This is a genomic window from Collimonas sp. (genome assembly GCF_035566375.1).
In the GTDB taxonomy this organism is placed as follows: domain Bacteria; phylum Pseudomonadota; class Gammaproteobacteria; order Burkholderiales; family Burkholderiaceae_D; genus Collimonas.
Map to the genome: position 1 here is coordinate 26,805 of NZ_DATMRK010000001.1, position 7,810 is coordinate 34,614.

The following is a 7,810-nucleotide window of genomic DNA, read 5'->3' on the forward strand; positions in this document are numbered from 1 at the left end:
CATTCATTCCACTCTAGGAGTAGCGAACATGCCACAAAGCAAAACCGTCAACCGCCGCATCTTGCTAGCCTCGCGTCCGCACGGCGCGCCGACTGCCGAGAATTTCAAGCTCGATCAAAGCCCGCCGCCTGTACCCGCCGCGGGTCAGGTTTTGCTGCGCACCGTCTACCTCTCGCTCGATCCGTATATGCGCGGCCGCATGAGCGATGCACCTTCCTATGCGCCGCCGGTCGAAGTCGGCGAAGTCATGGTCGGCGGCACGGTATCACAGGTAGAAGCATCAGAAAATCCTGCCTACACGGCTGGCGAGCTGGTGCTGAGTTACAGCGGCTGGCAAGACTATGCGCTGTCCGACGGCAAAGACCTGACCAAGCTGGATCCGAAACTGGGCAAGCCATCCTATGCGCTGGGCCTGCTCGGCATGCCCGGTTTCACCGCTTACATGGGCTTGCTCGACATCGGCCAGCCGCAAGCCGGCGAAACCGTGGTGGTGGCAGCCGCCACTGGCGCGGTCGGCTCGGTGGTCGGGCAGATTGCCAAGCTCAAGGGATGCCGCGTGGTCGGCATCGCCGGCGGCGCCGACAAATGCAAATACGCAGTGGAAGAACTGGGGTTCGACGCTTGCGTCGACCATCGCAACGCCGATTTCCCGCAGCAGCTCGCAGCGGCCTGCGAAAAAGGTATCGACGTGTATTTTGAAAACGTTGGCGGCGCCGTATTCGAAGCCGTACTGCCCTTGCTGAACCTGCACGCCCGGGTGCCGGTATGCGGCCTGATCGCCAACTATAACGCCACTGGCAAACCGGAAGGATCTGACCATCTGCCAGGACTGATGAGCAAGTTGCTGGTACGCCGCATCAAGATGCAAGGCTTCATCATCTTTGACTACTACCCTCGCTATCTGGAATTTTTCAAGGAAATGAGCGGTTGGGTCGCCGCCGGGAAAATCAAATACCGGGAAGATATCGTCGGCGGCCTGGAAAATGCACCGCAAGCCTTTATCGGTCTGCTGGAAGGTAAGAACTTCGGCAAGCTGGTGATACGCACCGGCGACGAATGAGCGTTCCGACTATTGCTAAATAAAAAGGAATTCGCATGAACATATTAATGGTACTGACCTCGCACGATCAACTGGGCGACACGGGTAAGAAGACCGGCTTCTGGCTGGAAGAATTCGCCGCCCCCTACTATGCTTTCCTGGACGCCGGCGCCGATATCACGCTGGCGTCGCCGCACGGCGGCCAGCCGCCGCTGGATCCGAAAAGCGATGAACCGGACGCCCAGACCGAAGCCACTGACCGCTTCCGCAAAGACAGCGTCGCACAAGCCGCACTGGCCGCGACTATCAAACTGTCGACAGCGCAAGCGAAGGATTATGACGCTGTGTTTTACCCAGGCGGTCACGGCCCTCTGTGGGATCTGGCGGAAGACAAGGATTCGATCGCACTGATCGAAACCATGCATGCAGCAGGTAAGCCAGTCTCGGCAGTCTGTCATGCGCCCGGCGTTCTGCGTCATGCGCGCGCCGCTGACGGCACACCGCTGGTCAAGGGCAAAAAGGTCACCGGTTTTTCAGACAGCGAAGAAGCCGCTGTGCAACTGACCGATATCGTGCCGTTCCTGGTGGAAGCCGAACTGAAACGCCTGGGCGGTAATTACAGCAAGGGAGCGGACTGGAGCAGCTATGCGGTAGTCGACGGCAACCTGATCACCGGCCAGAATCCGGCGTCTTCGGTTGCGGTGGCGGAGCTGGTGTTGAAACTGCTGGGTTAATGTCGTAGCTGGAAATAGCGACCGCAATCGGATGTACTCCGTGGTCCGTTAAAAGGGGGGCAGAGTAATTTTCGCAAAATGCCGCAAAAAAAACTCTGTCCCCATTTAACTAGGGCTTATTTAGTGCCGAATATGCGGTCGCCGGCATCGCCCAATCCAGGGACGATGTACGCGTGCTCGTCCAGATGTGAATCCAGGCTAGCCACATACAGCTTGACCCCGGGATGCGCATCCTGGAACACCTGCACGCCTTCGGGTGCAGCCACCAGCGCCAGGAAAATGATTTGCTCGTCGCTGACGCCGCGCTTCTTCAACACATCGACCGCGTGGACTGCCGAATTACCAGTCGCCACCATCGGATCGCACACGATAAAGATCCGCTCCGCCAGATCCGGCAAACGCACCAGATACTCAACCGGCTGATGCGTTTCCGGATCGCGATATACCCCGATATGGCCGACCCGCGCCGACGGCACCAGATCCAGCAAGCCATCACTCATGCCGATCCCGGCGCGTAACACCGGCACCACCGCCAGCTTGCGGCCGGCAATCACCGGCGCCTCCATGCTTTGCATCGGCGTCTCGATGTGCTGCGTGGTCAAAGGCAGGTCGCGCGTGATTTCATAGCCCATCAACAGCGTGATTTCGCGTAGCAACTGACGGAAGGTGCGGGTTGATGTTTCTTTGCTCCGCATGTGCGTCAGCTTATGCTGAATCAGCGGATGATTGAGAATGAAAAGATTGGGGAAACGTGGGTCGCTGAGCATGATCGGCAAATGGGTAAAATTGGCGGATGGAGAACAGACAGGACGAAATCCGGGTTCAACATCCTAAATAAAAAAGGGAGATTTCTCTCCCTCGTTTCTGCAACATTCATTCAACTGTTTGTTCTACCTTGGGTATCAGCAAAGCCAGTATCTGCTCTAGTTCGTGACGCACTTCGACCAGATTGACTTCGTTTTGCTTAGCCTCGGCGGCGGGTTCGACTTCAGCTGCGCCGCCAAGGCGGCCATCGAGCTTGTTGCGAGCACCGCTGATGGTGAAACCATGCTCATACAATAATTCGCGGATGCGGCGAATCAGCAGCACCTCGTGATGCTGGTAATAACGACGATTGCCACGTCGTTTGACCGGCTTAAGCTGGGTGAATTCCTGTTCCCAGTAACGCAGCACATGCGGCTTGACGCCACACAGCTCGCTTACTTCGCCTATGGTGAAATAGCGTTTGGCCGGAATCGGCGGCAATACGACAAGCTCGGACTTACTAATGCGATCGTTCATGAATTAGCTGGGAGAGCGGCGGCAAACTGTTGGATAGGCTGGATTGGTTGCAGGCTTGCGGCTTCAACCATGCCCTTGAGTTTTTGACTGGCGTGAAACGTGACCACTCGGCGCGCAGTGATCGGAATTTCTTCCCCGGTTTTAGGATTCCGGCCCGGGCGTTGCGGCTTGTCGCGCAACTGGAAATTGCCGAAACCCGACAATTTCACCGACTCGCCGCGTTCCAGCGCGTCCCGGATTTCATCGAAAAACGTTTCAACCATGTCCTTGGCTTCACGCTTGTTGAGGCCAACCTGTTCAAACAAAAGTTCAGCCAGTTCCGCCTTGGTCAATGTCGGCAAATTCTTTTCTGCCTGCGAACGAGCTTGCGCTTCGCGCATCGCCCGATTCAGATCGGCGTCCAGAACGGATTCAAATTCTACTGTCTGCATATTGTTCATTCTGTTGTTACGCCCCTGTCTTTTTGGGATTGCTGCTGCCGGCGCGGCTGCCGGCATTTGCTGCAGGTTTTATTGTCACGAGAGCCACTTAACTGCGTCACCTAACCACAGATCAAGTGCGCAATTTCGCTGTTGGCACCTTGCTGACAGCAGCGATCAAAGCCGCCATTGCGGCCTCTACGGTGTCATCTTGAAGGGTGTTTTCAGTATCTTGCAAGGTAAAACGGAAAGCAAGACTTTTTTCGTCATTTTCCAGTCCTTTGCCATGATATTCATCAAATAAAACAATGGCTTGCAGAATCCGGCAGGCGGGATTGCCCTGCTGCTCGGCAGCAAAAACATCCAATAAATCCTGCGCATAAACAGCTTGTTTTACCACCACGGCAAGATCACGCACCACGGCTGGAAATTTCGAAATTTCAACATAGGCCGGCACTTGCCGTTGCTGCAACGCCAAGCCGTCGACTTCGAACAAAACCGGCGCCAAAGGCAGTTCATATTTCTGTTGCAGACGCGGATGCAGCTCACCGATGAAACCGACTACCTGGTCACCCAGCAGCACTTGCGCCGAACGGCCAGGGTGCAACGCCGGGTGTTCGATTTTGGCGAAACGCAAAGTCGCAGGTGCAAACAAGGCTTCCAGATCCGCCTTCACATCGAAGAAGTCGACAGTACGGCTTGCCTGCCCCCATTGCTCGTCGGCTTGCGGGCCGTAAGCCAGGCAGGCTACGCGCTTAGGCTGCTCGAACCCAGCCACCTGCAGCGGGCCGTTCTGGACTTCCTGGTTACGCATGTAGACGGCGCCGGTTTCAAAAATCCGGACCCGGTTCAGCTTGCGGTTGAGATTATATTTGACGTTGGCAATCAAGCTTCCGATCAGCGTCGAACGCATCACGCCCATCTGGCTGGCGATCGGATTGAGCACCTTGATCGGCGCCAGATTGCCGGCGAAATCGGCTTCCCAGGCTTCTTCAACGAAGCTGAAATTGATCACTTCCTGATAATCCAGGTCCGCCAGTTGACGACGGGTGGTGAACAACGAGCGCTGGTTTTCCGGCGCGATATACATGGCGTTCGGCGCCACCGGCGGCAAGGCCGGGATATTTTCAAAGCCGTAGACGCGGGCGATTTCTTCGATCAGGTCTTCCTCGATCTCGATATCGAAACGATACGACGGCGGCGTCACTGAAAACACACCGTTTTCTTGCGTGAACGCCAGTCCCAGACGCGTAAAGATATCGGCGATCTGGCTATCCGACAAAGGCACGCCGATAACCCGGATCGCGCGCGAAGTACGCACCTTGACCGGATCACGTTTTGGCAGGTTGACGCTTTGATCGTCGATCGGGCCGACCTGGGTTTCAGGCGTACCGCAAATCTCGATCAGCAAGGCGGTGATGCGTTCGATGTGTTCAACCGTGGTCGCGAAATCGACGCCGCGCTCGAAACGATGGCCGGCGTCGGTCGAGAAGTTGAAGCGACGGGCGCGGCCCTGAATCGCTTGCGGCCACCAGAATGCTGCTTCCAGATAGATATTTTGCGTTTCCAGCGAGACCGCGGTGGCGTCGCCGCCCATGATGCCGGCCAGCGATTCGATTTGACGATCGTCGGAAATCACACCGATCCAGTCGTCGACGCTAACGGTATTACCGTTCAACAGTTTCAACGATTCGCCTGCCTTGCCCCAACGGACATCGAGGCCGCCGTGGATCTTGTCGAGATCGAACACGTGGGTTGGACGGCCCAGTTCCAGCATCACGTAATTGGAAATATCCACCAAGGCCGAGATCGGGCGCTGGCCGCTGCGCTCCAGGCGCTGCTTCATCCATTGCGGGGTTGCCGCCTTGGCGTTCAAGCCGCGGATCACGCGGCCCGAGAAACGGCCGCACAAATCCGGCGCCGAAATCTTCACTGGCAATGTTTCAGCGCTGGTCGCAGCGACCGCCTTGAACACAGGTTGCTTCAGCGCTGTACCGGTGAGCGCCGATACTTCGCGCGCCACACCCAGCACCGACAGGCAATCCGCCTTGTTCGGCGTCAGCTTGATGGTGAATTTAAGATCGTTCAGTTGGTAATAATCGCGGAAATTCTGACCGACCGGCGCATCTTCAGGCAATTCCAGCAAACCGCCCTGGTCGTCCGACAGTTTCAGCTCGCGTGCCGAGCACAGCATGCCTTGCGACTCAACACCGCGCAATTGGCCGAGTTTGATCTCGAACGGTTTGCCATCCGCACCCGGCGGCAGGATGGCGCCAACCATCGCGCAAGGCACTTTGAGGCCAGGCCGCACGTTCGGCGCGCCACACACGATATTGAGCATGGCGCTGGCGCCGACGTCGACCTGGCAAACGTTGAGGCGATCGGCATTCGGATGCTTGGCAGTCTCGACCACCAGGCCGACCACGACATGGGTAAAGGGCGGCGCAACCGGCTCGACCTCTTCCACTTCGAGACCTGACATGGTCAGCAGATGGGATAATTCGTCCGAAGTCATCTTCGGATCGACCATGGAACGCAGCCAGCTTTCAGAGAATTGCATAGGTAAAACCTTCAAAAACCTTTAGTCACAGAAGCAAGGAACGCTGGATTATCGAGGCACGATGGCAAATCAATCTCAGCGTCTTCGGCGTGGAGCTCGCTTCAAAAATCAGCTCAGCTCACAGCTTAATTCACAGCTCAATTAAATTGTTTCAGGAAGCGCAAATCGCCTTCATAGAACAGGCGCAGATCGTTGATGCCGTAGCGTAGCATCGTCAGGCGTTCGATACCGGAACCGAACGCGAAACCGATGAACTGTTCCGGATCCAGCCCCATGTTGCGCACCACATTCGGATGCACCTGCCCGGCGCCGGATACTTCCAGCCAGCGCCCTTTGAGCGGACCACTGCCGAACGCAATATCGATCTCAGCCGAAGGTTCGGTGAACGGGAAATAGGACGGACGGAAACGCACTTGCAAATCGTCGGTTTCAAAGAACGCCTTGACGAAATTCAGGTACACGCCCTTGAGGTCGGCGAAACTGATGTCTTCGGCAATCCACAGGCCTTCGACCTGATGGAACATCGGCGAATGGGTGGCGTCGCTGTCGACGCGGTAGGTACGGCCCGGCGCGATGACCTTGATCGGCGGCTTGTTCATGCGCGCATAACGCACCTGCATCGGGCTGGTATGAGTGCGCAGCAGCAGTTGCTTGCCTTCGCTATCCTTGCCATCGATATAGAAGGTGTCCTGCATCGAGCGCGCCGGATGATTTTCCGGGCTGTTCAACGCGGTAAAGTTGGTCCAGTCGGTTTCGATCTCGGGGCCGTCGGCCACATCGAAACCGATCGAACGGAAAATTTCTTCGATACGCTGCCACGAGCGCATCACCGGATGGATGCCGCCGACGCCACGGCCACGGCCCGGCAAGGTGACGTCGATCGCTTCCGCATTCAGACGCTCTTGCATCTGCGCGTTGGCCAGTGCATCACGGCGCGCATTCAGCGCGGCTTCGATCTGCTCTTTGGCGTTGTTGATGACTGCGCCCTGGACTTTGCGCTCGTCCGGCGCCAGCTTGCCCAGTCCCTTCATCTGCTCGGTGATCTGGCCGGTCTTGCCGAGATACTTGGCCTTGGCATTTTCCAGCGCGGCGGCATCGATAGCGGCAGTGAAATCAGCTTGGGCTTGCGTTACTAGTTGTTCTAGGGAGTTCATGCAGTTTTCCTGCTCCAGTGGAAGCCGAAATACGCCAACAAACAAATTGGCGGTTAAAAACACAAACGGGGCACAAGGTGTTGACCTCTGCCCCGCTCGGGATTGCCGCGCCGCAGAACTATGCGGCGGTGGCAAAACTACGCACTAAGTTACGTAAATGAGTTACGCAAATAACTTACGCAGCGATGTTGGCCTTGACTTGATTGACAATCGCAGCAAACGCTGGCTTGTCCATCACTGCCATATCAGCCAGAACCTTACGGTCCAGTTCGATCGAAGCACGCTTCAGACCGTTCATGAATACGCTGTAGGTAACGCCATGCTCACGCGAAGCGGCGTTGATACGAGCGATCCACAATGCACGGAATACGCGCTTCTTGTTACGACGGTCACGGTATGCGTATTGACCAGCGCGCATGACTGCTTGCTTGGCAACACGGTAGACTTTACTGCGGCGACCGCGGTAACCCTTGGCAAGGGCGAGAACTTTTTTATGACGGGCACGAGCTGTAACCCCACGTTTTACTCTAGGCATAATAACTCCTTAGTATGAGGTTAAGCGTTCGGCAACATGCGCGAAACGGATACCATGTTGTGGTCATTGACCCCAACGGAACCGCGCA

General features: G+C 56.6%; 8 protein-coding genes. 2 read left to right on the forward strand and 6 right to left on the reverse strand.

Features of this window, described 5'->3' with window-relative positions; all coding sequences use genetic code 11:
• The first annotated feature begins 28 nt into the window (after positions 1 to 28).
• Together VNZ60_RS00135 and VNZ60_RS00140 are read left to right on the forward strand one after the other, a co-directional pair.
• Positions 29 to 1,060, forward strand: coding sequence for an NADP-dependent oxidoreductase (locus tag VNZ60_RS00135; protein WP_325655984.1), 1,032 nt, complete (start codon positions 29 to 31; stop codon positions 1,058 to 1,060).
• Between the two features lie 35 nt (positions 1,061 to 1,095).
• Positions 1,096 to 1,773 (forward strand): type 1 glutamine amidotransferase domain-containing protein, encoded by a 678-nt coding sequence (locus VNZ60_RS00140; protein ID WP_325655986.1) that lies wholly within the window; start codon positions 1,096 to 1,098, stop codon positions 1,771 to 1,773.
• Positions 1,774 to 1,889: 116 nt separating this feature from the next.
• Here the strand turns inward: VNZ60_RS00140 and upp are convergent, their stop codons facing one another.
• The 6 genes from upp to rplT form a co-directional block, all read right to left on the reverse strand.
• Complete coding sequence (gene upp / locus VNZ60_RS00145; RefSeq protein ID WP_325655988.1) at positions 1,890 to 2,540, reverse strand: uracil phosphoribosyltransferase; 651 nt, start codon at positions 2,538 to 2,540, stop codon at positions 1,890 to 1,892.
• 106 nt (positions 2,541 to 2,646) lie between these two features.
• A complete protein-coding gene (locus VNZ60_RS00150; protein ID WP_325655990.1) occupies positions 2,647 to 3,054 on the reverse strand; it encodes a MerR family transcriptional regulator in 408 nt (135 codons plus the stop codon).
• Positions 3,051 to 3,494: an integration host factor subunit alpha gene (locus VNZ60_RS00155; protein ID WP_014005494.1), complete on the reverse strand. Its 444-nt coding sequence runs from the start codon at positions 3,492 to 3,494 to the stop codon at positions 3,051 to 3,053. The genes VNZ60_RS00150 and VNZ60_RS00155 overlap by 4 nt, the downstream gene beginning before the upstream one ends.
• Before the next feature lie 112 nt (positions 3,495 to 3,606).
• A complete protein-coding gene (gene pheT, locus VNZ60_RS00160; protein ID WP_325655995.1) occupies positions 3,607 to 6,033 on the reverse strand; it encodes a phenylalanine--tRNA ligase subunit beta in 2,427 nt (808 codons plus the stop codon).
• A gap of 137 nt (positions 6,034 to 6,170) precedes the next feature.
• A complete protein-coding gene (gene pheS / locus VNZ60_RS00165; RefSeq protein ID WP_325655997.1) occupies positions 6,171 to 7,187 on the reverse strand; it encodes a phenylalanine--tRNA ligase subunit alpha in 1,017 nt (338 codons plus the stop codon).
• Positions 7,188 to 7,362: 175 nt separating this feature from the next.
• On the reverse strand, positions 7,363 to 7,722 hold the full coding sequence (gene rplT / locus VNZ60_RS00170) for a 50S ribosomal protein L20 (protein ID WP_108439775.1): 360 nt from the start codon (positions 7,720 to 7,722) through the stop codon (positions 7,363 to 7,365).
• Positions 7,723 to 7,810: the final 88 nt, after the last annotated feature.